At 36.8% G+C, this 25,827-nt stretch carries 28 protein-coding genes and 1 tRNA gene; 19 read left to right on the top strand and 10 right to left on the bottom strand.

Features of this window, described 5'->3' with window-relative positions; all coding sequences use genetic code 11:
• Nucleotides 1-47 precede the first annotated feature (47 nt).
• The gene (locus BMW38_RS01575) at nt 48-485 is read right to left on the bottom strand and encodes a PACE efflux transporter (RefSeq protein ID WP_004642565.1); all 438 of its coding nucleotides are present in this window, start codon (nt 483-485) and stop codon (nt 48-50) included.
• Between the two features lie 89 nt (nt 486-574).
• Between BMW38_RS01575 and BMW38_RS01570 the strand changes: the two genes are divergently transcribed.
• A complete protein-coding gene (locus tag BMW38_RS01570; RefSeq protein WP_092705555.1) occupies nt 575-1,459 on the top strand; it encodes a LysR family transcriptional regulator in 885 nt (294 codons plus the stop codon).
• A gap of 1,016 nt (nt 1,460-2,475) precedes the next feature.
• Nucleotides 2,476-2,552 (top strand) — tRNA-Ile (locus tag BMW38_RS01565).
• Nucleotides 2,553-2,739: 187 nt separating this feature from the next.
• Here BMW38_RS01565 and BMW38_RS01560 read toward each other — a convergent pair.
• Nucleotides 2,740-3,603, bottom strand: coding sequence for an iron-containing redox enzyme family protein (locus BMW38_RS01560; protein WP_045125358.1), 864 nt, complete (start codon nt 3,601-3,603; stop codon nt 2,740-2,742).
• 278 nt (nt 3,604-3,881) lie between these two features.
• On the opposite strand from BMW38_RS01560, the gene BMW38_RS01555 reads away from it, so the two are divergent.
• The 3 genes from BMW38_RS01555 to BMW38_RS01545 all read left to right on the top strand — a co-directional run bounded on the left by BMW38_RS01555 (nt 3,882) and on the right by BMW38_RS01545 (nt 6,085).
• The gene (locus BMW38_RS01555) at nt 3,882-4,454 is read left to right on the top strand and encodes a TetR/AcrR family transcriptional regulator (RefSeq protein WP_045125357.1); all 573 of its coding nucleotides are present in this window, start codon (nt 3,882-3,884) and stop codon (nt 4,452-4,454) included.
• 175 nt (nt 4,455-4,629) lie between these two features.
• Nucleotides 4,630-5,175 (top strand): 1-acyl-sn-glycerol-3-phosphate acyltransferase, encoded by a 546-nt coding sequence (locus tag BMW38_RS01550; protein ID WP_092705554.1) that lies wholly within the window; start codon nt 4,630-4,632, stop codon nt 5,173-5,175.
• Between the two features lie 160 nt (nt 5,176-5,335).
• Nucleotides 5,336-6,085 (top strand): YebC/PmpR family DNA-binding transcriptional regulator, encoded by a 750-nt coding sequence (locus tag BMW38_RS01545; protein WP_003651352.1) that lies wholly within the window; start codon nt 5,336-5,338, stop codon nt 6,083-6,085.
• Between the two features lie 44 nt (nt 6,086-6,129).
• Here the strand turns inward: BMW38_RS01545 and BMW38_RS01540 are convergent, their stop codons facing one another.
• Nucleotides 6,130-6,600 (bottom strand): Lrp/AsnC family transcriptional regulator, encoded by a 471-nt coding sequence (locus tag BMW38_RS01540; protein ID WP_004642558.1) that lies wholly within the window; start codon nt 6,598-6,600, stop codon nt 6,130-6,132.
• Between the two features lie 345 nt (nt 6,601-6,945).
• On the opposite strand from BMW38_RS01540, the gene BMW38_RS01535 reads away from it, so the two are divergent.
• A complete protein-coding gene (locus BMW38_RS01535; protein ID WP_213031077.1) occupies nt 6,946-8,259 on the top strand; it encodes a DcaP family trimeric outer membrane transporter in 1,314 nt (437 codons plus the stop codon).
• 53 nt (nt 8,260-8,312) lie between these two features.
• Here the strand turns inward: BMW38_RS01535 and BMW38_RS01530 are convergent, their stop codons facing one another.
• From BMW38_RS01530 to BMW38_RS01510, 5 genes are all read right to left on the bottom strand, one after another.
• On the bottom strand, nt 8,313-9,056 hold the full coding sequence (locus BMW38_RS01530) for an amino acid ABC transporter ATP-binding protein (RefSeq protein WP_042896581.1): 744 nt from the start codon (nt 9,054-9,056) through the stop codon (nt 8,313-8,315).
• A gap of 13 nt (nt 9,057-9,069) precedes the next feature.
• Entirely contained in the window at nt 9,070-9,747 is a 678-nt protein-coding gene (locus BMW38_RS01525; RefSeq protein ID WP_005047524.1) for an amino acid ABC transporter permease, read from the bottom strand.
• A gap of 2 nt (nt 9,748-9,749) precedes the next feature.
• Nucleotides 9,750-10,592, bottom strand: a complete 843-nt coding sequence (locus BMW38_RS01520) for an amino acid ABC transporter permease (protein WP_004642555.1) — start codon at nt 10,590-10,592, stop codon at nt 9,750-9,752.
• 93 nt (nt 10,593-10,685) lie between these two features.
• Entirely contained in the window at nt 10,686-11,579 is an 894-nt protein-coding gene (locus BMW38_RS01515; protein ID WP_092705553.1) for an amino acid ABC transporter substrate-binding protein, read from the bottom strand.
• Between the two features lie 536 nt (nt 11,580-12,115).
• Nucleotides 12,116-12,880 carry a glutathione S-transferase family protein gene (locus BMW38_RS01510; protein WP_092705552.1) on the bottom strand — a complete coding sequence of 255 codons (765 nt, stop codon included), beginning with the start codon at nt 12,878-12,880 and terminating at the stop codon, nt 12,116-12,118.
• A gap of 342 nt (nt 12,881-13,222) precedes the next feature.
• Between BMW38_RS01510 and BMW38_RS01505 the strand changes: the two genes are divergently transcribed.
• The 8 genes from BMW38_RS01505 (at nt 13,223) to ychF (ending at nt 21,705) form a co-directional block, all read left to right on the top strand.
• Nucleotides 13,223-14,458: an SfnB family sulfur acquisition oxidoreductase gene (locus tag BMW38_RS01505; protein ID WP_092705551.1), complete on the top strand. Its 1,236-nt coding sequence runs from the start codon at nt 13,223-13,225 to the stop codon at nt 14,456-14,458.
• A 12-nt stretch (nt 14,459-14,470) separates the two neighbouring features.
• Entirely contained in the window at nt 14,471-15,694 is a 1,224-nt protein-coding gene (locus tag BMW38_RS01500; protein WP_080026841.1) for an SfnB family sulfur acquisition oxidoreductase, read from the top strand.
• The gene (locus tag BMW38_RS01495) at nt 15,694-17,106 is read left to right on the top strand and encodes an LLM class flavin-dependent oxidoreductase (RefSeq protein WP_092705550.1); all 1,413 of its coding nucleotides are present in this window, start codon (nt 15,694-15,696) and stop codon (nt 17,104-17,106) included. Before BMW38_RS01500 ends, BMW38_RS01495 begins: the two co-directional genes overlap by 1 nt.
• A 14-nt stretch (nt 17,107-17,120) precedes the next feature.
• Nucleotides 17,121-17,951, top strand: a complete 831-nt coding sequence (locus BMW38_RS01490) for a MetQ/NlpA family ABC transporter substrate-binding protein (RefSeq protein WP_069030613.1) — start codon at nt 17,121-17,123, stop codon at nt 17,949-17,951.
• A gap of 13 nt (nt 17,952-17,964) precedes the next feature.
• Nucleotides 17,965-18,798, top strand: a complete 834-nt coding sequence (locus tag BMW38_RS01485; protein WP_092705549.1) for a MetQ/NlpA family ABC transporter substrate-binding protein — start codon at nt 17,965-17,967, stop codon at nt 18,796-18,798.
• 5 nt (nt 18,799-18,803) lie between these two features.
• Nucleotides 18,804-19,880, top strand: a complete 1,077-nt coding sequence (locus BMW38_RS01480; RefSeq protein ID WP_092705548.1) for a methionine ABC transporter ATP-binding protein — start codon at nt 18,804-18,806, stop codon at nt 19,878-19,880.
• Nucleotides 19,861-20,520 carry a methionine ABC transporter permease gene (locus BMW38_RS01475; RefSeq protein WP_003651328.1) on the top strand — a complete coding sequence of 220 codons (660 nt, stop codon included), beginning with the start codon at nt 19,861-19,863 and terminating at the stop codon, nt 20,518-20,520. The genes BMW38_RS01480 and BMW38_RS01475 overlap by 20 nt, the downstream gene beginning before the upstream one ends.
• A 93-nt stretch (nt 20,521-20,613) precedes the next feature.
• A complete protein-coding gene (gene ychF / locus BMW38_RS01470; RefSeq protein WP_017390507.1) occupies nt 20,614-21,705 on the top strand; it encodes a redox-regulated ATPase YchF in 1,092 nt (363 codons plus the stop codon).
• Between the two features lie 47 nt (nt 21,706-21,752).
• Here the strand turns inward: ychF and BMW38_RS01465 are convergent, their stop codons facing one another.
• Nucleotides 21,753-22,280 carry an Mpo1 family 2-hydroxy fatty acid dioxygenase gene (locus BMW38_RS01465; RefSeq protein ID WP_092705547.1) on the bottom strand — a complete coding sequence of 176 codons (528 nt, stop codon included), beginning with the start codon at nt 22,278-22,280 and terminating at the stop codon, nt 21,753-21,755.
• A gap of 96 nt (nt 22,281-22,376) precedes the next feature.
• Between BMW38_RS01465 and BMW38_RS01460 the strand changes: the two genes are divergently transcribed.
• A complete protein-coding gene (locus BMW38_RS01460) occupies nt 22,377-23,081 on the top strand; it encodes a Crp/Fnr family transcriptional regulator (protein ID WP_092705546.1) in 705 nt (234 codons plus the stop codon).
• Between the two features lie 171 nt (nt 23,082-23,252).
• A complete protein-coding gene (locus tag BMW38_RS01455) occupies nt 23,253-23,579 on the top strand; it encodes a hypothetical protein (protein ID WP_092705545.1) in 327 nt (108 codons plus the stop codon).
• Nucleotides 23,580-23,651: 72 nt separating this feature from the next.
• On the opposite strand, the gene BMW38_RS01450 is transcribed toward BMW38_RS01455, so the two are convergent.
• Complete coding sequence (locus BMW38_RS01450; RefSeq protein ID WP_213031076.1) at nt 23,652-24,122, bottom strand: hypothetical protein; 471 nt, start codon at nt 24,120-24,122, stop codon at nt 23,652-23,654.
• Between the two features lie 121 nt (nt 24,123-24,243).
• Between BMW38_RS01450 and BMW38_RS01445 the strand changes: the two genes are divergently transcribed.
• The 3 genes from BMW38_RS01445 to BMW38_RS01435 all read left to right on the top strand — a co-directional run bounded on the left by BMW38_RS01445 (nt 24,244) and on the right by BMW38_RS01435 (nt 25,824).
• Complete coding sequence (locus BMW38_RS01445) at nt 24,244-24,966, top strand: AzlC family ABC transporter permease (protein ID WP_092705543.1); 723 nt, start codon at nt 24,244-24,246, stop codon at nt 24,964-24,966.
• Between the two features lies 1 nt (nt 24,967).
• Entirely contained in the window at nt 24,968-25,309 is a 342-nt protein-coding gene (ygaH, locus tag BMW38_RS01440) for an L-valine transporter subunit YgaH (RefSeq protein WP_017390502.1), read from the top strand.
• A 125-nt stretch (nt 25,310-25,434) separates the two neighbouring features.
• Nucleotides 25,435-25,824, top strand: coding sequence for a tautomerase family protein (locus BMW38_RS01435; RefSeq protein WP_092705542.1), 390 nt, complete (start codon nt 25,435-25,437; stop codon nt 25,822-25,824).
• Nucleotides 25,825-25,827 lie beyond the last annotated feature (3 nt).

Here is a 25,827-nt window from a genome sequence, read left to right as displayed (position 1 = left end):
GCTATCAAAGTCGGATACCTTGATAGCTTACTAATATCATTTCAGGGCTATTCTTGTAGTGCTTTACCTTGGGCTGAAATAGGTAAACCAAATAATTTATCAAAGCCCCAATTAAAGATAAAAGTGTAGATGGGAATAATGATAATAAAGGCTACATCTAACCAAAAAGCAGCAATCAGAGAAATATCCATCCACCATGCAATAAGAGGAATCAAAAATAAAACTAAGGTAAGCTGAAAACCAATTGCATGCCCAACCCTACGTTTGACTGTACGGATATTACTGCTTTGCCTAGCCTCCCACTTCTCATATAAAACATTGTAAATAAAATTCCAAGTTACAGCGATGGTCGTAATCATGACAGATAGTGGTCCTGTATGTTCCACACTATCACCTGCCAAGATAGCTAACCCTACTGATGAAATAATCATTCCGATCACTTCATATGAAGAAACATATACGATTCGACGCTTTACACCTTGCATAATAGGCAAACTCTAATTAATTCTTTATATTTTAATTTCAGTTAAAATCATATATAAAGTTAATAGCTTTCAGTTTGACTGATATCAAAATGAATTTTAACAGTGAAAATATTGAACTCTTCATCACCGTACTAGATACGGGATCTTTCTCTGCGGCCGCTCGTAAACTAAATCGGGTCCCCTCAGCAGTCAGCATGGCTATTGCTAATTTGGAAGCAGAATTGGGTTATATCTTATTTGAACGAACCCATCGAAAGGTCATTCCAACCTCTACAGCATTAGCTTTAGAACCACAGGCTCGCATTATTTCTGAACAGCTTAGGCTATTTAGCACTCATGCCCATGAACTTTCTTTAGGGCTTGAAAGTAAATTACGTATTGGTGTTGTCTCTGATGTAAATACCAAATTATTATTCTATTCAATAAAAAAATTAGCCGATAAATTCCCACTACTTAATATAGAAGTTATTACTGCCCCTCAAGATGACATCGTCAATTTACTTTATACGGAAGAAATTAGTCTTTGTTTAGCGGGTTCAGACCTAAATATAAAAATGCGTGAAAATCTGCAATTGGTAATGACTGAAACAGTAGTTGCCACTATTTCGTCTAGTCATCGTCTTCTAAAAGAAAAAACAAAGCAGTTTTCTATTGAAGAGTTAATCAATCTTAGGCAAATTGTAGTAGCGAGTAGTGACCATGAAATGACAGATTCTCGTTCAATTATTGGTGCAATGTACTGGAAAACGAATAGTCTACAAACAGCAATTAATATGGTTGAAGCAGGACTCGGTTGGGGTAATTTCCCTTTATCATTAGTACAAGAAAAAATCGATCAAGGTCATTTAGTTCTTTTAGATTTTAAAAATACCAAAAATCATTTACCTCTATCTATTTATTTAATTTGGCTTCAAGACCGCCCATTATCTAAAGCGGCTCGAGAACTCATCCAAATTATTCAAGAAAATTTATAATTTCTTATACTTTAGTTCCGAGTACATCTGATCTATTTTTATAGTTTTACTTCAAATTAAATATGGTTGCTTTAAAAATTTACCTTATTGTTCAGCTCCTATTTCCGTCAATATTATAGAAAGCAAGAAGCCTACTTAAAAAGCAGGCTTCTTACTGTATTTCAGGACTAAGCAATAGTTTTTTATTTTGGAAAAATACATTTATACTTTATTAAAACCTAGCATTTTAGTCAAGAATAAAATCAATAAAATACAATCATTTGTATTCCATGTGAAAGCAGTCACACTTTAAGTTTCATATAGAAAACACATTAGAAAAAGAAAAAAATTTCAATGATAAAAATTTCTAACTTTTCCACTTAAAAGTTCTATGTTTTGAATAAAATGAGATAAAGCGCTTAATTTTAAAATAAGCACATTTTTATTCATATTTTTTCGTTTTTCATCTTTAAAGCTTTATTCATGCTATATATTAGATTATTTATTTTAAACACTCTGACTCTCAATATTTATGAGTAATTTTTCGATTATATCCAAACTTCCAAAAATTGAAGGAAAAGTCCTTTATAGTTTCTAAAAATAATTAATCCTAAATTTATAAATTGCGTGCGATACATACATGCACAAATCAGCTTGTGCTCTACTATTTTTCGCTAAACTTATCTAACTTAATCTTGTCAGTATTATTCAAATAACCTCCCACAGATTGGTTGTTTTTCAAACAATATATGTTTTAAAAGAATTAATAATTTGAATCGAAATAACAATTAAACCTATACCACTATAAGTTGCTGGCTGAAATAAGTTCTAATTGATCGATAAATAACTTAGTTCACTTTACTCACGAAGTAGTCATACGCTAGAATCACTACCGCTTGTAATATTTAACCAAAACAACACAATATTTTTTGGGCTACTATGTGCCTACTTTAGAAAATGACTTGTGTTTAATTAAAAAATTGATTAGTATTGCACGCACTGAAAAGCCTTGAGATTAAAAGCTTTTCTTGCTTATAGGGCCTATAGCTCAGTTGGTTAGAGCAGCGGACTCATAATCCGTTGGTCCACAGTTCAAGTCTGTGTGGGCCCACCAAATACCAAGCCTCATAAACTAAAAGTTTATGGGGTTTTTTAATATGTATTCAAATAGAATTTGGTTCACCGTTATAAACAATACTTAAAATTTAATTATCAAATTTTAAAATTTATTTTTATTCCCAAACTTTTCAGCTTTTTTAAAATAAATTTTCTTTGTGCACTGAATATTTCTACTTCATCTATTAAGCTAAGATTTGTTTCCGCATAGGTTCGGAATGTTCTAATTGAATATCCCAGAACTTTTCCCATAAATCACAATACTCTAAGCATATCTTTTCAATATAGTTATAATCTTCTTCTGTACAAGCTTGCATCAAGACATACCATAAGTCTTCTTCATGATCATCATCCGCGGCTTCGGCACTCTCATCCTCAGAAATACCATGTACATGATAATAACCACCACCCTCCACCTCCAAACCGACGGCTTTAGTTGCTTTACGTAGAGGTGGACTATAAAGGATAACCTCTTCTTCCGCGACTGCTAATAAGGCTGAAACAGCTTTATAGTCATGATAAGCATTTTCTAAAAATACTCTAACTTGATCTGCAATGTCACTTGGTTGATAAGTCAGACGATCTTCTTCCGTAATACCGAAATCATTTAATACATCTTCAAATAAAGGATAGTGAGCATATTCTGGGTTTCCCTGATAATAACCATCTTTGTCTAAACCGGGTCGAAATCCAAACTCATCAAAAATATTTAGGCTTAAAAGAAAACGCGGAAACATTTTTGCACCAGCATGCAATCTTGGCTCTAATTGTTTAGTTTGAAATTGGGCCATGAGCAGTGCATCAGTAAAAGTTTGCACAATTGCGTGACGATATTCTAAGTGAATTTTTTTTAAATTTTCTTTATTAATTTTTCCGTTATTTAAAATATCAATTGCTGGATGATTTGACACGGCATGGTTAGCAATTTTTGCTCTTAAACGGGACAAAAAGTCTGAATTTTTTTCCCATAGTTCGGCTGAAATGCTTTGCTTCATCCCTGCGAGTGCTTTCTTTCTAGGATTATTAAAATTCTCAAATTTCTTAGGCATATCCACTCTCATTAAATTTATTGAAGCCTGATCGATTTTTACATATTTTATTATAAAAACAATGACTTAAATTAATATTTAAATATGTTCTCTTATCAATCAATATTAGAATTAAAATCGTACGAAATCAAATAGAAATTTTCAAAAAAACTCAGATAATGATAATCATTATCACAATATAAACTTGTATCCAATCCCTTTTTTTATTATGATAATTCATATTAAAATTTTAATTTTTTAGATTAAGTTATAATTAGTTCTAACTATATGGAATAGTAATGTCAAAAAAAGAAGATATTATAAATACTGCTTTAAATTTATTTAATCAGATTGGATACAATGCTACTGGTGTTGACCGTATTATTGCTGAATCTAACGTTGCAAAGATGACATTTTATAAATATTTTCCTTCGAAAGAAAATTTAATTATGGAATGCTTGCAACATCGAAATTTAAATATTCAAAATTCAATTAATGAACAACTAAGTTTACGTCAAGATGCTAACCCGCTTGAGAAAATTCATATTATTTTTAATTGGTATATTGAATGGATCAATAGTGAAACATTTAATGGATGTTTATTTAAAAAAGCATTTATTGAAGTATCTAAACAATATACTTCAATTCGTGAACCATTTTACGAATATACGAAGTGGTTGACTCATTTATTACAAGAACAGCTCACTCAATTAGGGATAGAAAACCCTACTCCACTTACTCACATCATTATTTCTATTATTGATGGGATGATTATTGATGGAACAACAGATAAAGCACTTATTAACTCTGAAAAAATTTGGCAATATATTGAATATTTAATTAATGAAGAGATACCTCAGCAGGTCTCTTAATTTTAAAATTATCTAAGTTTATTAAGTTTAAAAGAAAAATAAAAAGAACTTTTTAAATCTTCTACAGCTTAGATAATCTTCATTATTGATGCCTTACTTTAGCTTTCATAATTTTTCTAGGCTTTTTTACAAACTCATATTAGAATCCTGAAAATTTATCACCTTGCACTGATCTATGAAAAAATTTCTAGGTAACTCTATCTTTAAAGCTGCTGGCTGGACCTACAATGTAGATCCAGAAATTCTTGAGAAAAAACAAGTTATTATTGGCTTTGAACATACATCAAATCTAGATGCAGTGCTATCTGTTGCTCTCTTCCAAATTTTAGACATTAAGATTCATACTTTAATAAAGAAAGAACTTTTTAAGGGTCCCCTTAAGCCAATTCTAGAAAAACTTGGAGGCATTCCCGTTGACCGCAAAGCGAGTAAAGATATTGTTTCTCAAATGGTTGAACAATTTCAAAATCATGAAACTTTTAACTTGGTGATTGCTCCTGAAGCTACTCGTGCCAAAGATGGCTCTGAACGTAAACCTATCCGTACAGGTTTTTGGCATATTGCCAAAGCAGCTAATGTTCCCATTGTACTCATGTATGCTAACGCGCGAAGTAAACAAGGCGGAATTCTAGGAAAAATTTACCCAACAGACTTACAAAAAGATTTGGAAACAATTAAAGAGCTATATGCGCAATTTGACATAGACGTCAAAATTAACTAAATCAAATTGGACTTGATTCGGCCTAATCTTACTCATTAGGTCTTAAGTTTATTATTCTTATTCAATTGGCTAACAAAACGCAGGGCAACAGTTTTCAACAAAACCAAGCCTATGCTAATATTCCAGCACTTTTGCATTTTCTTTTTTGGAGTTCACGTCCATGGCGGGTCATTCTAAATGGGCCAATATTAAGCATCGTAAAGCGAAACAAGATGCAAGTCGCGGTAAAGTTTTTACTAAATATATTCGTGAAATTGTGACTGCTGCCAGACTTGGCGGTGGAGATGCTGCTAGCAACCCTCGTCTGCGTGCAGTAGTTGAAAAAGCTCTTTCAGTTAATATGACACGTGACACCATCAACCGTGCAATCCAACGTGGTGCCGGTGGTGAAGATAATGATGATTTAAAAGAAGTAACTTACGAAGGTTATGGTGTTGGCGGTGTTGCTGTTCTTGTTGAAACAATGACAGATAACTTGAACCGTACAGTACCAGATGTACGTCACTGTTTTAGTAAAACAAATGGTAACTTAGGTACAGCAGGTTCTGTAGCTTATCTATTTACTAAACGTGGTGAAATTACTTTTGAAGATGTGTCTTTAGAAGACAAAATCATGGAAGTTGCTTTAGAAGCTGGCGCTGAAGATATTGAAATTTCTGAAGATGAAATTTTGGTAATCACGTCACCAGAAACTTTTGGTGAAGTTCAAGATGCTCTGACTGCTGCTGGTTTAAAATCTGACAATGCAGAAGTGGTTATGAGTCCATCAACCAAAGCTGAAATTACTGATGTCGACCAAGCAAAACAAATTCTTAAAATGATTGATATGTTTGAAGATCTCGATGATGTACAAAACGTTTATACCAACGTTGAGTTCACAGATGAGGTTTTGGCTCAACTTGATGCCTAAATCAAACATTTGAATTAAAAAAACGCACCTAATGGTGCGTTTTTTTATAGTTTATTTAATAGGTTATAGCAGTTAAAAACATTATATTTTTTAATAACAAAGCTGGAATGCAAAGCAACCACATTGTCAATTTTTCCAATACGTCTTAATAAAATTTCGCTATAGTCATCCATGTTGCGTGCTACAAGTTCCAAAATAAAATCGGCACTTTGCCCTGTCACTAGAAATGCATTGGTCACTTCTGGAATTGCTTCTATTTCGGAAAGAAACTTGTCAAATGTTTCAGTGTCATGCTTACTCAATGAAACTTGCAATAAGATGTGCAAGGTAAAGCCGAGTTTACTAAAATTAATTTCCCTTTTGAGCTGCCCCATAACGTTGGCTTCAATCAGGTGCTTAATCCGGCGATGTACAGAACTGACTGACAGATTGATCCGTTCTGAAAGTTCATTCAAATTTAAGTCTTCATGAGACAAAATTTCTAGAATTTGTTTATCAAAACGATCTAACTCCATTCCTATCTCCAGCCAGAATTTTACAATGAGGACAGTATACCCTATACAACTCCCACACATTGAAAAATACAAAGGTTTAAAAACAGCTAAAACATTTATTTCTTTTACATATTTTATTGCAGTTATGCATTTTAACCGTGCAAATAGTAGAGCATATGACTCATTTTAGAGAATCAATTTCATGCTCTCATTTATTTTTTTCAATGTAGGGGCTTATTTACACTTCTATTTTGACATAAGCCAATGATAAAAATAGAAATTTTACTATTTTTCTAAATTCTTAAAGTTGGCATTATTATTGTTATGTATTTGCAGGAAAATTTTTATCCATGTCGGGGAATTCCTGTGAATAAGATCAAAACACTAGTGCTAGCAATGAGTTCTTTAGGTGTAATTAGCGTGGCGATGCCTGTGCATGCAGCTACAGATGCTGAAGTTAATGCGTTGCGTGATGAAGTAAAGGAATTAAAACAACTTGTTCAGAAACTATCTGATCAACAAAAAACAGCTTTATTGGTCAGTGCTCCACCAGCACCTCCCGCAACACCTGCTGCTTCTACCTCTCCTGTATCAAAACCAGGTTGGATGGCAATGGCGGATGGTCAAACCCAAGTTAAGCTTTATGGTAATGTCCGAGTAGATGCAACCTACGACTTTAAAGGTTCAAATGGTAGCATTTCAAATGGCGCCAACTACCCTTTAAATAAAGATGACCCAAGACAAGATTCGTTAAATGTATCTGCTGCAACTTCACGAATTGGCCTAGATATTACTCGTCCAACTCAATATGGAGATTTAACAGGTAAAATTGAAGCCGATTTCATGGGTGGAAATGGAGATAATGGCAATGGAACCTTCCGTGTTCGCCATGCCTATATGTCTTTAGGAAAATGGTTAGCAGGTCAAACAACTTCACCTTTTGTGAACACCGATACATCGCCAGAAACACTAGATTTCACTGGAGCTGTTGGTACAGGCACTGCGCGTACGGTGCAAGTTCGTTATACTCAGCCGATTAATGCACAACAAAAAATATTAGTTGCTTTAGAAGGTGGTGATGTTGAAAAAGTGAGTAATGCTGCTGGTGGAAGTCGCTTCCCTGCTCTAACAACCCGATATGATTTTAAAACTGCTGATAACAAAGGCCTATTACAACTACATGGTCTTGCACATGAAAACCGTGTGGCACCCAAAGATAGCGCTTCTGAAGAAAAATTTGGTTGGGGTGTAGGCGTTGGAGGTAAATATGATTTAACTCCTCAAGATAGCTTGGTTGCTAACTACTATCATGTAAAAGGAGACGGCCGTTATTTATCTTATAGCAATTCTGCTTATGCCTATGACACAACAACACAAGATATTAATTTAGGTGAATTTGATAGTGCAGTGATTGGATATCAACGAAAATGGAGCCCTATCTTCCGCTCTACTTTTGCAATAGGCGGTATTCAATATAAAGATGATAGCGTTTACGCAAATAGCAATTTAACCAGTACCAGCTATAACAAAGAAATTTATAATGCCTTGGTCAATTTAATCTGGAATCCAGTTAAAAATATTGATTTAGGTGCAGAATATACTTACGGCCAGCGCGAAACTTTCGCAGGTGATAAGGGCGATTACTCACGTGTCAACTTATTAGCAAAATATAATTTCTAAAAATCAGGTGTAAAAAAAGAGCCTTTAAAAAGGCTCTTTTTTTATTAGCAGTATTAGTGCATGGCTTGAATTTTTTCTAAGAAAAGTTTAGCACGCTCGTGGCGAGCATCTAAATTATCAAAAAATTCATGTGTTGGGCAGTCTTCTAAAATCTTACCTTCATCCATAAAAATTAAACGGTTAGATACTCTTTTAGCGAAGCCCATTTCATGTGTAACACACATCATGGTCATACCTTCATGTGCAAGTTGCACCATTACTTCAAGTACTTCACCGACCATTTCAGGGTCAAGTGCAGAGGTTGGTTCATCAAACAACATACAAATTGGGTCCATGGACAAGCCACGCGCAATCGCTACACGTTGCTGCTGTCCACCAGACAATTGCCCCGGAAACTTATCTTTATGCGCAAGCAAACCTACACGTTCTAAATATTTCAAACCTTTTGCACGAGCATCGGCAACTGAACGCTTTAACACTTTAACTTGAGCAATTGTTAAATTTTCCAAAACAGTCATGTGTGGAAAAAGTTCAAAGTGCTGAAAGACCATTCCCACCCGTGAACGGAATTTAGCAAGATCCGTTTTTGGATCTTTTAGAGAAACGCCATCAACAATAATGTCACCTTGTTGAAATGGTTCTAACGCATTTACTGTTTTAATGAGTGTTGATTTTCCTGAACCAGATGGTCCGCAAACAACAACGACATCACCTTTTTCAATACTCGTCGTGCAATCTGTTAAAACCTGAAAATCACCATACCATTTAGAGATATGTTGGATGTCTATCATTGGCATTTAAAATCTCCAATTAGCGAATGATGGCAATTTTTTGCTGTAAGCGTTTGACTAATTGCGATAGCACAAACGAGCTACAGAAGTACACTACAGCGACGATTAAATAGAATGTTGCTTTCGTTTCAGGACCATAAGTATTAGCCAATGTATCTGCACGACCTAAAAAGTCTGGCGCACTAATCACATAAACTAATGAGATATCTTGAAATAAAATAATTGTTTGAGTTAACAATACTGGGAGCATGTTACGAAAAGCTTGAGGTAAAACCACATAGCGCATTGATTGACCATAGGTAAAACCTAGCGCGTAACCTGCATTTACCTGACCTCTTGAAATAGACTGAATGCCTGAACGTACAATTTCCGAGAAAAATGCAGCCTCAAAAATAGCAAAAGTCACAACACTCGAAAACAACGGTCCCCAATACGTATCAGATTGAAACTCAAATATTTTCGGCAACAAAAAGTAGAAAATAAAGATTACCTGAATCAATGGAATACCACGAAACAGATCGACATAAAATTTTGCGAAATTACTTGCGATGGCATTGCTAGACAAACGCATCATTGCCAATGGGGTTCCGATCAGAATACCGCCCAGCATCGCCAATACAGTTACGGTAAGGGTAAAAACGAAACCTTCTTTGAGTGCCGCAATCACGTCAGGGTTCTGTAATAAAGAAAAATCCATAATTACTTCCCTCCCGAACCTAAGCCAGGTACAGCCATTCGTTTCTCAATCCATGCCATTACAAATTTAATGCTATAAGTAATGATCAAATAAACAGGTGTAGAGAGAATAAGAATAATGATGTCCTGAGAAGTTTCTTCCCGCATGGTTTTTGTATAAGCGAAGAAGTTCAAAACACTCAAAGCATATAAAACAGCTGAGTTTTTGAAAACGTTCATTGCTTCAGAAGTAATCGTTGGCCACACCGTACGATATGCAACAGGTAAAATGACATAACGATAGCTTTGTGCAGTGGTAAAACCTACTGCGGAAGCAGCAAATTTTTGTCCTGTTGAAACAGTATTAATACCGGCACGTATATGCTCAGATACACGCGCAGCTGTGTAGAGACCTAATGCAAAAACACCAATAACCGCAGGTTGCTGATTTAAAAGATTTTTCCACCATCCACCAGCAACAACATCCCCACTGCCTGCACTTATGCTATCCGGCAAAAATTCCGGAAAAACAAATGCCCAGAAGAATAGCTGTACGATAAGTGGAATATTACGGAAAATTTCAACGTAACAATTGCCAATAAATGCGAGAGGTTTGTTGGGTAATGTACGAATTACCCCTAGGAGAGAACCTAATAAAAATGCGATAAGAAAGGCTATAACAGCTGTCCAAACCATAGTAAAGACGCCTGAACCTAACATTTGTAACCATGTGGGCGCTTCAGCATGAGCATTGTAGCTTGAGCTACCAATTACTCTACAGACTGATTCTGCCCATGCGGCTTTATCGACACCATATTCATTAGACTCCGCACAGAATATAGTCCAGTTTAGCGAGCCGACTGACATGTTTGCCCCTTAAATGAATATCTTTAGGAAAATAGACCGCTTAAGCAAGTGAGGTTTCACTTGCTTAAGTAAATTTAGGACAAAAAGATCTTGTTAGATCCCTGCATCTGTTGGGTGAGCTTTTAATTTTTTATAAGATGAACTTTGTGGCATGTTCAAATTTGTATTTTTTGGTGGAATTGGCGATAAGAACCACTTCTTATATAAAGCGTCCATTTGACCAGTTTTCCATAGATTATTTACAGTACGGTCAGCAATCGCTTTAAATTTTGTATCACCTTTAGCAAGCATAATGCCATAAGGCTCTGATGAAAGTACTGGACCAACAATTGCGAAAGCTTTAGGTGTAGAAGACTTGGCAACTAAGCCAGCTAAAATATTATCATCCATGACAAATGCAGCAGCACGGCCTGATGCCATCATTGCAAAAGAGTCAGAGTGATCTTTACCATAGATGTTTTGGATAGTAAGTGCTTGGCCTTTTTCATTCATCTTGATGTATTTATCAGATGTTGTACCTTGAGTTGTTACAACAGCCTTGCCATTTAAATCTGCCAAACTCTTAATGCCAGAGTTCGCTTTAACTGCCATGCGTACTTCAGTCGCATAGTAGTTTGTTGAGAAACCAACTTGTTCTTGGCGTTGCTTAGAGTTTGTGGTCGTACCACATTCCATATCGATATTGCCTGCTAAAAGTTCAGGAATACGAGTTGATGAAGTTACCGCCTTGTATTCAACTTTTAGCCCAGGCATTTTCAATTCTTTTTTAATGTCATTTGCAAACTGGTTACAGATATCGACTGCATAACCTACTGGTTTACCTGCAACAACATATGAAATTGGGTCAGAAGATTCTCGGTGGCCAATGACGATTTTTCCGCTGCTTTTAATTTTAGCTAATGTATCTGCTGCCTGAATTTGAGAAGTAGCACCAACCGTACAAAGCATAACTGTTGAAACAATGAGAGAGGTTGCAGAACGTTTCATAAGAACTCCTTGATGATCATTCTCTCTATTTATCTATAGAATCATTCATATAGAGAAATAGAGTGATTTATTATTAAATTGCAATTATCGAGCCAACTTTTCCAAGTAGGACACATCCATTTGCTTCACTTATTTTATTCAATCTGTTTTGCAGAATTAATACCTTTAAAACTGCTCACATGTTTCTACTTTAATCTATATTTTAATCTTCTGTCTATTATTAAGCTCACCTAATTACACTTAAATGTGGCAATTATTGATTACATTGTAAACACATGCACAATAAAGAGGCTTAACTTCTTCTAAAAACTGTTTTTAGAAAAATTATATTTTCTGGGAAATTATAAAAATTAAAATTATTAAAGATTTAGCTAAACATTAAATTCACATTGTAAAAAGCAACTTAAGCATCAAAATAATATATACAAATGGTTTAATAAAAATCATTTAGAAAATTGATAGTAATATTTAGATAAATGAGTGACCTTAGAAATATTACAAAAATGCCCTGAGAAAATCAGGGCACTTTATAAAGTTTAAATTCCTCGCCAATCTACGCGCGCGTTTCTTTCGGTTTGATATATTCTTAAAACATATTGGCCTAGAGGCAAATCAAGTAAATATTTTTGATAGTTGCTCCATTCGACTGAAACTTCTTCTGCCTCTTCACGCTCCCACGGCGTACCTTTTACCTCTAATATTGGTGCAAGCATCGAACAGACAGAAATATCGGCAAGACTTAATCTGTCTCCGACCATATAGCGCGCTTGATTTTCAATTAGATACTGGTTTAGTTCATTTATGAGTTCGTCCATATGCTTTTTGGACTGGCTCACTAACTCCTCTTCAAGTTTATAGTTCTTCTTTACGAGTGTTTTGAGAAAAGGTTTTGATATTTTTTCAAACTGACGTAAATAACCTTGTTCACCCATCATAATTTCTAGAGCATGGTCCCCTTGGGCTAAATTATGTGCTAATGCCCAACGGCGCACATGTATCCCAAGATCATCAGCCAAACTATCAATTTTCAGTGTTTGTTGTCTAAGTTGCTCATCACGACGTAAAAGCACATGTTCTGGGTAAGTATCATCCAGATAAAGTGCAATTTTGGTTGATTCAGCAATCCATTGATGATCATCTTTCAAAATTGGCAGCAAATTTTGCCCTGTTTTGAGTTGTGCAAAAGCACGATGAAACCCTGGAATCAAGTTATGAGCCACATAATCAAGTTCTTTATGGTCTAACAACCAGCGAGCTTTTTCACAATAATGGGACAAAGGGAACTGATACAAAACCCGCATAAAATCTCCACGTTTATTTTTATTTGACTATTTGTACAAAAATGGTCGATGGTAAGTAGATACTTTAGAAGCTATTTTTAGTGAAAACAATGGATATTGTGCTCATTTTTGCTGACAGTTAAGTCTATTTTTTTATATCTTTTTTTACCGTACTTATTGCTCTTTTTCATATTAAAACTAATTTTATTATTAATTTTTTGCATAAAAAAATAACCAATTGATTTATAATAACTTTTAATATCTTTATTTTTCCATTAAAAATCAAAAAAAATGCTTTGCACTTTATTTCATAAGCTGAGCATAAGTCCTCGTTTAGTGGAAAAATATTTCTTTTGTAAGGTAATGACAGCAATACAAGGTGTCATTATGTCTAATTCTCTATCTAAAACGACGGCATACGTCCAAGTCATTCAAAATGATCAACAAGCCATTAATGCCGCTTATCAAGTGGCGGATTATGCTTTAGAGGGTCGTAATACACGTGATCAACAACGCTTATTACCTCATGAGCAAATCGAAAGCTTTAGCCAAAAAGGCTTAGGCGGAATCCGAATTGCAAAAAAATATGGCGGAGCTTTTGTGTCCAATAAAACCTTGGCACAAGTTTTCCGTATTTTAAGTAAAGGCGATGCGAATGTTGGTCAGATTCCACAAAATCAGATTAGCCTTTTAAACCTGATCGAAATCTTGGGTACAGAACAACAAAAACAATTTATCTTTTCAGAAATACTAGCAGGAAAACGTCTTGCCAACGGTGGCCCAGAACGTAATACACATGACTCAAAAACACTAAAAACCACGCTCACCATTGAAAGTGGCAAATATATTTTAAACGGTGAGAAATTTTATTCGACTGGAACAAGTTTTGCTCACTGGCTTGCAATTAAGGCCGTTCATCCTGAAGGCCATGTCGTTTTAGTGATTGTTAACCGAGAAGCCCAAGGTATTGAAGTCATTAATGACTGGAATGGCTTTGGCCAACGTACAACTGCGAGCGGTACAGTTAAATTAACTGAGGTTGAAATTAATCCTGAACTTATTTTTGATGAACGCTTATTAACACAAGCCCCAACCTATCGCGGTGCTTATTCACAGTTATTACAAGTTGCAATTGATGTTGGAATTGCAGAAGCCGCTTTTGAAGATACCTTATCGACCATTCATAAAGCACGCCCGATTATTGATGCAAATGTTGAAAAAGCCAGTTTTGAGCATTACACCCTACAAGAGGTTGGTAAGTTAAATATTGTGCTCGACGCTGCAATTTTATTACTTGATGAAGCTGCTGAATATTTAGATGAACTTGACCAACTTCAAAATGTGACTGATGAACAAGTAGCAAAAGCTTCAATTTTGGTTGCTGAAGCGAAAGTCTATGCCAATGATGCCGCTCTACAAATCTCTGAAAAACTGCTGGAACTTGGCGGTAGCCGTTCAAGTTTAAGCCAACACAATTTAGATCAACATTGGCGAAATGCCCGTGTACATACATTACACGATCCTGTTCGTTGGAAATTACATGCCATTGGCAATTATTACCTTAATGGTCATTTCCCTGCCCGCCATGCCTGGATTTAAGGAGAAATTGTCATGACTTCATATCAATCGGTTCAAACTAAACAAACATCAGCATCAAACCAAGCACACATTATTCAAAATGATGCTGAAGCTTTAGAAATTGCAAAACAATTTGCTGAGCAATTTAAAAAAACCGCTGTAGAACGCGATACAAAGCGAATTTTACCGTATACCGAAATTGATGCCTTAAGCCAGTCTGGGCTATGGGCAATTACAGTACCCAAGCAATATGGGGGTGCCGAAGTTTCAAGCCATACAGTAGCTAAAGTAATTGCGCTTTTAAGCGGTGCAGATGGTTCAATTGGTCAAATTCCACAAAATCATTTCTATGCTTTAGAAGTCTTACGCAACACGGGAACAGAAGCTCAAAAACAACGCTTATATGGCGAAGTGTTAAATGGTACTCGCTTTGGTAATGCACTTGCTGAGTTTAAAACTAAAACTTCGACTCACAAACAAACCAATATTCGTCCTCACGAAAATGGATATCTGATTCAAGGCGAAAAGTTTTACTGCACAGGAAGTTTATTTGCTCACCGTATTCCAACTTTAGTTCTAGACGATGCTGGCCGAGAATATCTGGCATTTGTGAAAAGTGGTTCGCAAGGATTAAAACTTGTGGACGACTGGTCTGGCTTTGGACAAAAAACCACAGGTAGCGGCACAGTTAAGTTTGATCAGGTTTTTGTCGATGCAGATGATGTCATTCCTTTTGATACTGCATTTTTACAACCAACTTTAGTGGGCCCTTTTGCTCAAATTATGCATGCATCGATTGAGGTAGGCATTGCACGTGCAGCCTTTGAAGAAAGCTTGCAAAGAGTACATCAAGCTCGCCCATGGATTGATTCGCAAGTTGCAACGGCAAACCAAGATCCTTTAACAATTTATGAATTAGGACGCATTGCAGTAGATGTACGAGCAAGTGAGGTTCTATTAAAACAAGCTGCTCAATCAATTGATGCCGCAAAAATTGAAACTACACCTGAAAGGATTGCTAAGGCTTCAATTGATGTTGCAAAAGTACGTGCTCATAGTAGCGATATCGCACTAAAAGCATCGTCGAAGCTGATTGAACTTGCTGGTAGCCGTGGTAGTCAAGCACAAGATGGCTTAGACCGTTTCTGGCGAAATGCACGCGTGCATACGTTGCATGATGCTGCACGCTGGAAATATTACTTTATCGGCAACTATGTTTTAAACGGTGTTCTACCACCTCGTCGGGGGACATTGTGATGACTGATTTTAAAGCTAAAGAGATTTTGCTGAATGCCTTTGATATGAATTGTGTTGGGCATATTAATCATGGTCTATGGACACATCCACGTGATGAGTCACACCGTTTTAATGAACTCAGCTATTGGACAGAACAAGCCAAAACCTTAGAAAGTGGTCTGTTTGATGGTTTGTTTATTGCCGATATTACAGGTGTGTATGACGTCTATCAAAATGGTATTGACCTCACTTTAAAAGAATCAATTCAACTTCCGAGCCATGACCCTTCCACACTCATTTCAGCTATGGCAGCAGTCACGCAGAACTTGAGTTTTGGGGTGACTGTTAACTTAAGCTATGAGCATCCGTATCAGTTTGCTCGTCGCTTTGCGAGTCTTGACCATTTAACTCAAGGTCGTATTGGCTGGAATATTGTTACCGGTTATCTAGATAGTGCAGAACGTCTGATTGGTCAAAAAGGTTTAAAAGACCACGATGCCCGCTATGAACAAGCCGAAGAATTTTTAGAGCTTTGCTATAAATATTGGGAAGGTTCATGGGAAAACGACGCAGTCAAAAAAGATAAAGTCCAACGTGTTTTTACAGACCCATCTAAAGTTCACACCATCCACCATCACGGAAAATATTACCAGAGTGAAGGTGTATTTCAGGTGTCTCCTTCTGTGCAACGCACCCCAACATTATTTCAAGCGGGTGCTTCACCGAAAGGTATGCAGTTTGCGACTCGTCATGCTGAATGTGTATTTATTGGTGGTGACAAGCCCGAAAAAATTCGTGAGCAAGTGAAAAAGATCCGCGCTCTTGCTGAACAGCAAGGACGTGCGGCAGATGACATTAAAGTCTTTGTCGGCATAACCGTTGTCGTTGCTGAGACACATGACCTCGCAGTACAAAAACTTAATGAATATCGTCAGTACGCAAGTCCTGAAGCAGGCTTAGCTCATTATGCAAGTTCAACTGGTATCGACTTAAGTAAATTTGCCGACGATGAAGCAATTCCTTATCAGAAAAGTAACAGCATTGTTTCCATTACCGAAAAATTTAAAGAACAGCAAATCACTAAAAATGATTTAAAAGCTCAACATGTTTTAGGCGGCCGTTATCCACTCATTGTTGGCAGTGGCGAAGAAGTTGCTGAATATTTAATTCATCTTTTAGATGAGACTGATATTGATGGCTTTAATTTGACGCGTACTGTTGCACCTGAGTCTCACCACGACTTTATTCGCTTGGTCATTCCTGAGCTACAACAACGTGGTCGCTATAAAACTGCATATAAAACGGGTTCACTACGGAACAAAATCTTTAATCGGGGTGATCAATTACCGAAACAGCACCCTGTTCAAGCGTTCCGATGTAGTCCCTATAACAACAGCAAAAACTTAACAAAAATTGAAGAAATAACTGCTTAAATTTGGAGATAGACATGGCTCAAACAGCCTCTAAAAAATGGCTAGGCGTAGGCTTAGTCGTTGTAGTCCTTTTTGTTGCTTTATTCTTTTGGAATAAACACCGTCAAAGTGGCTCAAATGAACTTGTAATTGGCATTAGTCCACCATTTGCAAAAACTTTACAAGCTGCTGCCGATGAAGCGAAGCAACAGGGTTTAAACGTGAAACTGGTTGAATTTTCTGACTGGAATACACCAAACATTACTTTAAATCATGGGGATATTGATGCGAACTTTTTCCAGCATCAACCTTTCTTAGATAATGCAATTAAAGAGACGGGCTTTAAATTAAAGGCATTTGCAGTGGGTGCAGCATCACATGTGGGACTTTATTCAAAGAAATATAAAAGCCTTGATGAATTACCACAAAATGCGCGTGTAGTCATTCCAAATGATCCAGTGAACCAAGGCCGTGCCCTACTACTCTTACAGCAAGCTAAATTAATTACGCTTAAAGATTCAAACAATCATTTATCTGCACTTAAAGATGTTGTTTCAAACCCTAAAAATTTGCAATTCATCGAGGTTGAAGGACCACAGACTGCTCGTGCAATTGATGATGTTGACTTAGCTTTTGGCTACCCACATTACTTACGCTTAGCAAAAACAGCTGACCCTGAGAGTGCACTTTTACTTGATGACAATACCAATAAACGTTATGCCATTTTATTTGTAGTACGTGATGACTATCAGGACAAGGGCGACAAATTGAAGAAATTTGTTGAGATTTATCAAAACTCGCCAAAAGTTAAAGCTGTCTTAGATGCTGAGATTGGGCCAACACTTTGGTTCCCTGGCTGGAAGTAATAACGGAAAGATTATGGCTATTCAGTTCAAACAATATAAGCCTTGGTTACTCGGAATTACGATTTTAATCGTAATTCTGGGTCTCATCGGTTATCGCTATATTAAAAATAAGCAAACCGATGATGTTTTAACGATTGGCATTAGCCCGCCTTATGCTGAGCTATTACAAAGCGTTGCCAATGAAGTTGAAAAGCAAGGTATTCACGTCAAGCTTGTTGAATTTTCTGACTGGCGAGCACCGAATGTTGCCGTACAAAACGGCGATATTGATGCAAACTTTTTCCAGCAAAGTGTATTTCTACGCAATGCAGTTAAAGAAACAGGATATGACTTACACGCATTTGCTGTGGGTTCAGGAAGTCATGTAGGTTTATATTCAAAAAAATATAAAACACTTGATGACTTACCTTTAAAAGCACGTGTTGCTATTCCAAACGACCCAGTCAATTTAGCTCGTGCCTTAATTTTGCTACATCGCGCTGGCTTAATTCAGCTAAAAGACAGCAACAATGAACTTTCGACCACCCAAGACATTATTGCTAATCCTAAACAGCTAAATTTTGTTGAGGTTGAAGGCCCGCAGACAGCGCATGCATATAACGATGTCGATTTAATTTTCGGCTTCCCCCACTACTTAAAAATGGCAAAGGTAACCGACCCGCATAGCGCATTATTTTTAGATCCAATTGATAAAAAATATGCAATTTTGTTTGTGACCCGTCTCGATTACCAAGATAAAAACCAAAAACTTGCAACCTTTGTTAAAGCATTCCAGAACTCAAAACAAGCGCAGGATATTCTGGATAAAGACTTTGGCCAAGGTATGTGGTTTCAAGGCTGGAAATAAGGAGAATGACGATGGTGAGTTTTGGATCACAAGTTGATTTTTCTCTACCCCATATCAAAATTCGTGGTTTAAATAAGTTTTACCAATCACAGGGTCAAAAACTCCATGCTTTAAAAGAAATTAACCTTGATGTTCCTCAAGGTAAAATCTTAGGCATTATTGGGAAAAGTGGTGCAGGAAAATCTTCCTTGCTCCGTACTTTAAATGGCTTGGAACAAGTGAATACTGGCAGTATTCATATTCATCAACAAAACATTGCTGAATTGAGTCATGCCGAGCTCATCCAAACTCGTCAACGGATTGGAATGATTTTCCAACATTTCAATTTAATGTCTGCAAAAACAGTTTGGGAAAATGTGGCATTGCCCTTAAAAGTTTCGAACTATAACAAACCAGATATCGACCAACGTGTAAATGAAGTTTTGGCACTGGTGGGATTAGCAGATAAGTCGAACTACTATCCCTCACAACTTTCTGGTGGGCAAAAGCAACGTGTCGGTATTGCACGCGCACTGGTTCACCACCCTGAAATTTTACTTTGTGATGAAGCGACCTCAGCACTTGATCCAGAAAGTACAGCCACTATTTTGGCTTTGCTTAAAAAGATTAATCAGGAGCTTGGCTTAACTATTGTATTAATCACTCACGAAATGCAGGTCATTCGAGAAATTTGCAATCAAGTCGTAGTGATTGATCAAGGTGAGATTGTAGAGGCTGGACAAGTTTGGTCTGTATTTTCACGACCAGAGCAACAAATTACTCAAGAATTGCTGAATCTTGAACAGATCACCCTGCCTTTTAAGATCAGTCCGTTACCCGATGAAAATTCGACTCATATTATTATAAAACTTAAATATGAGGCTGAAGCTCATCAGGTTCCTGATATTCAAGAACTACTTGCTAGATTTAAAGCACCGGTCAATTTATATCAAAGTCAGGTCGACACCATTCAAGGGCACATTATTGGTTCACTTTTAGTGGGTATCCCTAATGTAGAAATTGATATTTCATCCATACGACAAGACGCATTAACTGCAATTGCACAATTTGAGGTACTTGGCTATGCCCGACCAGCTCATTGATCTATTAATTAGTGGAACTGTAGATACCTTACTGATGGTGGGTGCATCTGCATTGATTGCTTTTTTAATTGGCTTACCGATTGCTGTTGTTCTAGTAAGTACTTCTGAGCATGGCATTCACCCATCACAAAAAATTAATCAGGCGTTGGGCTGGGTAATCAACATTACTCGCTCTGTACCTTTTCTTATTTTAATGGTGGCCCTGATTCCACTGACTCGCTGGATTGTCGGGACAAGTTACGGCGTATGGGCGGCGGTTGTTCCGCTGACTATCGCTGCAATTCCTTTCTTTGCGCGTATTGCAGAAGTCAGCTTACGTGAAGTCGATCAAGGCTTAATTGAAGCAGCACAAGCAATGGGGTGTAACCGTAAACAAATTATTTGGCATGTGCTTTTACCAGAAGCCTTACCTGGTATTGTGGCAGGCTTTACGGTCACAATTGTTACCATGATTAACTCCTCTGCAATTGCAGGTGCTATTGGTGCTGGTGGCTTAGGAGACATTGCGTATCGTTATGGCTATCAACGTTTTGATATGCAAATTATGGTGGCTGTAATTTTAGTGTTGATTGTTTTAGTCATGTTAGTACAAGCGACTGGTGATGCATTAGCCCAGCAACTTGATAAACGTAAAGTTTAAACGCAACAGAACCCTGCTCTAGCCATGACTTTGTCATGGCTTTCATGTAAAATCAGCGACAATTTTTAATTTACACATTTGTGAGTGGTTTTCATGGGTTTTAATTGCGGTATTGTTGGTCTGCCAAACGTAGGGAAATCTACCCTTTTCAATGCATTAACGAAAGCAGCAATTGCAGCGGAAAACTTCCCTTTCTGTACCATTGAACCAAACACAGGTATTGTTCCTGTACCAGATCCACGTCTAGACAAACTTGCTGCGATTGTTAAACCACAGCGTATTTTGCCAACTACAATGGAATTTGTAGATATTGCAGGTCTTGTTGCTGGTGCATCAAAAGGTGAAGGCTTAGGTAACCAATTCCTTGCTAACATTCGTGAAACTGATGCAATTGCTCACGTGGTACGTTGTTTCGAAGATGAAAACGTGATTCACGTCAATGGTAAAATTGATCCGTTAGACGACATCGCAACTATCAATACTGAACTTGCACTTGCAGATCTTGAAACTGTTGCTAAAGCAATTTTACGCTTAACTAAAGTTGCTAAAGGCGGTGACAAAGAAGCTGTTGCAACTAAAGCAGTTTTAGAAAAAATTCAACCGTTACTAGATGAAGGTAAACCAGCACGCGCTGCTGATTTGTCTGATGATGAACGTAAATTAGTTCGTGGTTTTGGTTTAATGACTTTAAAACCAACGATGTATATTGCAAACGTTGCTGAAGACGGTTTTGAAAATAACCCGCATTTAGATGCAGTAAAAAAACTTGCTGCTGAAGAAAACGCAATTGTTGTTCCTCTTTGCAACCAAATCGAAGCTGAAATTTCATTATTAGAAGATGAAGATCGTGCTGAGTTCCTAGAAGCAATGGGCATGGAAGAACCAGGTTTAAATGTGGTTATTCGTGCAGGTTATGCACTTTTAGGTTTACAGACTTATTTCACCGCTGGTGTACAAGAAGTACGTGCATGGACTGTAAAAGTTGGTGCAACCGCTCCTCAAGCAGCTGGCGTGATTCACACTGACTTCGAAAAAGGCTTTATCCGTGCTGAAGTTGTTGCATATGATGACTTCGTACAATACAACGGTGAAAACGGCGCTAAAGAAGCTGGTAAATGGCGTTTAGAAGGTAAAACTTACATCGTTCAAGATGGCGATGTAATGCACTTCCGTTTTAACGTTTAAGTTAAAGATTAAGAAAAAGCCCCAACACATTGGGGCTTTTTTTATATTTATAAGGAATGATTCAGATCCATCATCTCTCGTTTACTACGTGCCTCTTTCAAAATTCGCTCATGCAATGGCTTTCTAAAACCCAGCATAAAAATAAATTCTGCTAATACAAATAACGGCCCTATCGCAAGTCCAATCACATCATCGACAAAAGCTGGTTTTTTCTTTTCGAAATAATGCCCAACAAACTGAAAGCCCCATCCCACCACAAAGATACCAATACTTGCTGCTAACCATTCTCCCCAAGATAATTGGGCAATTTCGCTCGCCAGTGGATAGACAGCAACTAAAAGAATCAGCATGAGTAAACCAAATACTTTATCTAAAATAAAATAATAAATCGTACTAACTGCAATCAACACCATGGCTAAAGTAAGTTTAAAACTACCAATATCTATCCCAGCTCTTGCTGTTAAACATAAAATTGAAAACACGATGAGTGGAATACCAATAAAATGCGTCAAAATATTTTTATGATTTAAATGATAAGCCGCATATTTGCTAAGCTGTTGCTCCAGATTTGACATGAGTTGTTCCCTATTCATCTACATATAGTCATACTGTACAAATAAGGAAAACTTAAAGTTGTCAGCTATTTGACAAAGTAATGATTTTTTTCATGGATGGCCCCAATATTGGACCTTATTTATATTAACCGACTAAAAGAAAATACATGGTTTAGTGTGCTTCCGGAGGCATTCCAAAACTTTATTCTAGAGCATGGTAAGCAAATTACTTTCGAAAAAAATAGTTATGTTTTCCGTGCCCAAGATGTGTTTGATGGCATTTATACCGTGCTTGAAGGCTCAATTAGCTTAGGTTATGTCGATGTAAATGGTAATGAAGCACTTTCTGCAATTGCTGAGCCAATTATGTGGTTTGGCGAAATATCGCTGATTGATCATGAACCGCGCTCACATGACGCAATTGCTTTAAAAAAAAGTACCGTTCTGCATATTCCTGCAAAACCATTAAATGAATTACTCAAAGACAATCCATATTATTGGTATTACTTTGCACGCTTAACCAGCCAAAAACTCAGGTACGTTTTCTTAGAACAGATTGCTATCCAAACACGCAGCATTTCTCAAAGGCTTGCTCAACGTCTTCTATTTATTTTAGAAGGATATGGGAATCATATTCTTATTCAAGATCATCACATTCATATTTCTCAAGAACAATTGGCAAATATGTTAACTACCTCCAGACAGACTATCAATCATGAATTAAGCCTGCTCGAAAAACAAAAGATCATCAAAATTGCTTTTAAAAAAATTGAGATTTTAGATATTGAAAAATTGAAAGTAGTTGCTCATGTCCATCCGTAATCCATGCAAAGGCAGCCATATAACAAAAACTTAAAATTAAATTAAAAAATTAGATAACACTGCAAAACAACACATTGTTCAAACTCTATTTCACAAAATAAATGTTTCAAAGCAGATATTTTCATCCTACACTCAAGCTGAGCAATAATACTCAACAAGGCGCTGATTAACATGAAAAAATTATCCACAATTCTTACAGCAGGCGTATTGGCTATGTTAAGTGTTTCGGCATTTGCATGTCCAAAAGGAACTCAATTACAAGGCGGTACAGGACCAAATCATAAAGGCGGAAAATGTGTTGCGGCACACGGCAAAGCAACTGCTAAAAAAGAAGTAGCAAAAGCAAAACAAGATGTTAAAAAAGATATGACTGAACAAAAACATGACGCAATGATGAAATCTATGCATGCTCAGCATGAATCTCAACAAATGACTCATCAAATGAAACAAGATGCAGTAAAAACTACTAACACAGCTAAAGCGGCAACAAAACCTTAATTAACATTCACTCATTATCGTTTAAAAGCAAAAAAGCGAGATTGATCATCTCGCTTTTTATATTTGTCTGCTTTATTTTGGAGAAGTATTTCCAAGACTTGGCTTTTCAATTGCATCCTTACATTGAGCTTTATCTCGCTCATAATCTGCCTGCTTCTTAGCAACTGAATCATTATTTTCAAGCGTTTCGCGTGCCCACACATCTAGACTAGTGAGAGCTTTACGACAAAGCGCGTATTTCCCTTCTGTCACTGAGTCAGTCATTTTCACATTAATACGCCAGTCCGTACTCAATTGACGTAAAGGTTTACGAACTTCGTCATTAATTTGACTCAGTTGCTTTTCATAAACCAAATGCTCAACCGTATTAATTAATGTCCATGCTTTTTGAGCATAAACAGTTGCATCATTGGTTAGTTTCGGTGCTGGTTTAATTTCTACTTTTTTTTCTGCACCCTGATTACCATTGTCACAGCCCTGCAATGTAAAAATACCTGCACTCAACATGGCGATATAAACTAAACGAATCTTTGCGTTGAACATATCAAACTGCCGATTAAACATTTCGGCACTATGCTATTAAATTCGGCTACAATACTCAATCTTTCAAGTATTTTTATCATTTGGTTTATTGCCAAGGTGTATTGTGTCCAAACAACAATTGATGGCTGATCAAACGGCAACTTTTTGGCAAGGTGCCAAAGATAGTCAAGCTATCGTACTCACCTATTTACCCGTTTCTTTTGCCTTCGGTGTTTCTGCATCGCAGTTTGGTTTTACACCATGGGAAGCTTTTTTCCTATCTTGTTCAATGTATGCCGGAGCCAGCCAGTTCTTGGTTGTTGCACTTTTGGCTAGTGGTTCATCTATCTGGTTAACAGCATTAACAGTGATTGCACTTGATATTCGTCATGTGCTTTATGGACCTGCCCTATATAACCTCATTCCAAGCAAGTTAAATCTTAAAAAAACGGCGGTTTGGGCATGGGGATTAACCGATGAAGTTTTTGCAAGTGGCATGATCCAACTTTCACAACGTCGTCAGCAATGGTCTGAATCTTGGATGTTAGGACTTAGCCTATTTAGTTGGATGGCTTGGGCAAGTGGCTCTTTACTGGGCGGATTATTTGCAGATCAGGTCAGTCATCTTCCAAAATTTTTACAAGCAGCATTAGACTTTTTACTTCCAGCTTTATTTTTGAGTTTCTTGTTAGCGGCTTTTGAGCGAAAACATAGCCTTGTAGTCGCTGTATCTTTAGTCGTTTCAGCTTTAGCCTGCTATTGGATTAACTTATCTGCTGCCATTTTTATTGGCATTCTTTCAGGCATTTTAGCAGGCCTGTTTAAACATTATGTTTTAAGACAACAAGAAGAGGTCGAAGTTTAAAATGAACCTAGAGATTATTCTGGTCGGCATAATTGTGGGTATTGCTAATTTCGCCTCACGTTTTGGACCATTCTTTGTTATACAAAAGCTGCAAGGTACGCAGCAAAGACGCGGTTCAGTCTGGTTAAAAATTGCTTTGGGCTGTATTGGTATATCTGCAATTAGCGCCATGCTTGTCGTTGCCACTCTTCCACCACTGCTTGAGAATCCAGATAAGAGTTTCGCTATGCTTATCGGCTTTCTGGTTTTAGCAGGCCTTTATTTTAAGTTTAAGAAAATTGTTCCAGCAACATTAACTGCCGCAATTGTTTATGGCCTGATCTATACTTATTTACCTTTATAAATAGATAAACTTATCTTCCTTATATAAAATAAATTCCAGCCAGAAGTATTTAGCCTTCTGGCTTAAAAAACTAATTTTCTTGAATTGATTAAAAAGATAACTTCATCTACCCATTAGAGATAAAAATGTCACAAGTTAAAATTTACGCAAATGAACAAACGATTATGCAATATCGAGAATTACTTTCTCATGCCATACATCAAGCACTCATTGAAGAATTAAAATATCCGGTTGATAAAAGATTTCAACGTTTTATTAGCCTTAAACCAGGAAACTTTATCTATCCTTCTGACCGTAGCCAACACTACATCATCCTTGAGCTTTCAATGTTTATAGGTCGTAGTACAGAAACGAAAAAGAGACTCATCCAAACGTTATTTCGCAATATTGAAGAACAATGCAAAATAGCACCTCAAGATATCGAAATTACGATTTTTGAAACACCTAAAGAAAATTGGGGTATTCGTGGTAAAAATGCCGACGAGCTACTTTTAAACTATCAAGTTAATGTCTAAATA

The organism is Acinetobacter sp. yr461 (assembly GCF_900110445.1).
GTDB classification, from domain to species: Bacteria; Pseudomonadota; Gammaproteobacteria; order Pseudomonadales; family Moraxellaceae; genus Acinetobacter; species Acinetobacter calcoaceticus.
This window is presented reverse-complemented; position numbering and strand designations above follow the sequence as displayed.

Coding starts and splice junctions, on each gene's coding strand:
- BMW38_RS01575 (WP_004642565.1), bottom strand. CDS start 485: ATGCAAGGTGTAAAGCGTCGAATCGTATATGTTTCTTCATATGAAGTG.
- BMW38_RS01570 (WP_092705555.1), top strand. CDS start 575: ATGAATTTTAACAGTGAAAATATTGAACTCTTCATCACCGTACTAGAT.
- BMW38_RS01560 (WP_045125358.1), bottom strand. CDS start 3,603: ATGCCTAAGAAATTTGAGAATTTTAATAATCCTAGAAAGAAAGCACTC.
- BMW38_RS01555 (WP_045125357.1), top strand. CDS start 3,882: ATGTCAAAAAAAGAAGATATTATAAATACTGCTTTAAATTTATTTAAT.
- BMW38_RS01550 (WP_092705554.1), top strand. CDS start 4,630: ATGAAAAAATTTCTAGGTAACTCTATCTTTAAAGCTGCTGGCTGGACC.
- BMW38_RS01545 (WP_003651352.1), top strand. CDS start 5,336: ATGGCGGGTCATTCTAAATGGGCCAATATTAAGCATCGTAAAGCGAAA.
- BMW38_RS01540 (WP_004642558.1), bottom strand. CDS start 6,600: ATGGAGTTAGATCGTTTTGATAAACAAATTCTAGAAATTTTGTCTCAT.
- BMW38_RS01530 (WP_042896581.1), bottom strand. CDS start 9,056: ATGCCAATGATAGACATCCAACATATCTCTAAATGGTATGGTGATTTT.
- BMW38_RS01525 (WP_005047524.1), bottom strand. CDS start 9,747: ATGGATTTTTCTTTATTACAGAACCCTGACGTGATTGCGGCACTCAAA.
- BMW38_RS01520 (WP_004642555.1), bottom strand. CDS start 10,592: ATGTCAGTCGGCTCGCTAAACTGGACTATATTCTGTGCGGAGTCTAAT.
- BMW38_RS01515 (WP_092705553.1), bottom strand. CDS start 11,579: ATGAAACGTTCTGCAACCTCTCTCATTGTTTCAACAGTTATGCTTTGT.
- BMW38_RS01510 (WP_092705552.1), bottom strand. CDS start 12,880: ATGCGGGTTTTGTATCAGTTCCCTTTGTCCCATTATTGTGAAAAAGCT.
- BMW38_RS01505 (WP_092705551.1), top strand. CDS start 13,223: ATGACAGCAATACAAGGTGTCATTATGTCTAATTCTCTATCTAAAACG.
- BMW38_RS01500 (WP_080026841.1), top strand. CDS start 14,471: ATGACTTCATATCAATCGGTTCAAACTAAACAAACATCAGCATCAAAC.
- BMW38_RS01495 (WP_092705550.1), top strand. CDS start 15,694: ATGACTGATTTTAAAGCTAAAGAGATTTTGCTGAATGCCTTTGATATG.
- BMW38_RS01490 (WP_069030613.1), top strand. CDS start 17,121: ATGGCTCAAACAGCCTCTAAAAAATGGCTAGGCGTAGGCTTAGTCGTT.
- BMW38_RS01485 (WP_092705549.1), top strand. CDS start 17,965: ATGGCTATTCAGTTCAAACAATATAAGCCTTGGTTACTCGGAATTACG.
- BMW38_RS01480 (WP_092705548.1), top strand. CDS start 18,804: ATGACGATGGTGAGTTTTGGATCACAAGTTGATTTTTCTCTACCCCAT.
- BMW38_RS01475 (WP_003651328.1), top strand. CDS start 19,861: ATGCCCGACCAGCTCATTGATCTATTAATTAGTGGAACTGTAGATACC.
- ychF (WP_017390507.1), top strand. CDS start 20,614: ATGGGTTTTAATTGCGGTATTGTTGGTCTGCCAAACGTAGGGAAATCT.
- BMW38_RS01465 (WP_092705547.1), bottom strand. CDS start 22,280: ATGTCAAATCTGGAGCAACAGCTTAGCAAATATGCGGCTTATCATTTA.
- BMW38_RS01460 (WP_092705546.1), top strand. CDS start 22,377: ATGGCCCCAATATTGGACCTTATTTATATTAACCGACTAAAAGAAAAT.
- BMW38_RS01455 (WP_092705545.1), top strand. CDS start 23,253: ATGAAAAAATTATCCACAATTCTTACAGCAGGCGTATTGGCTATGTTA.
- BMW38_RS01450 (WP_213031076.1), bottom strand. CDS start 24,122: ATGTTCAACGCAAAGATTCGTTTAGTTTATATCGCCATGTTGAGTGCA.
- BMW38_RS01445 (WP_092705543.1), top strand. CDS start 24,244: ATGGCTGATCAAACGGCAACTTTTTGGCAAGGTGCCAAAGATAGTCAA.
- ygaH (WP_017390502.1), top strand. CDS start 24,968: ATGAACCTAGAGATTATTCTGGTCGGCATAATTGTGGGTATTGCTAAT.
- BMW38_RS01435 (WP_092705542.1), top strand. CDS start 25,435: ATGTCACAAGTTAAAATTTACGCAAATGAACAAACGATTATGCAATAT.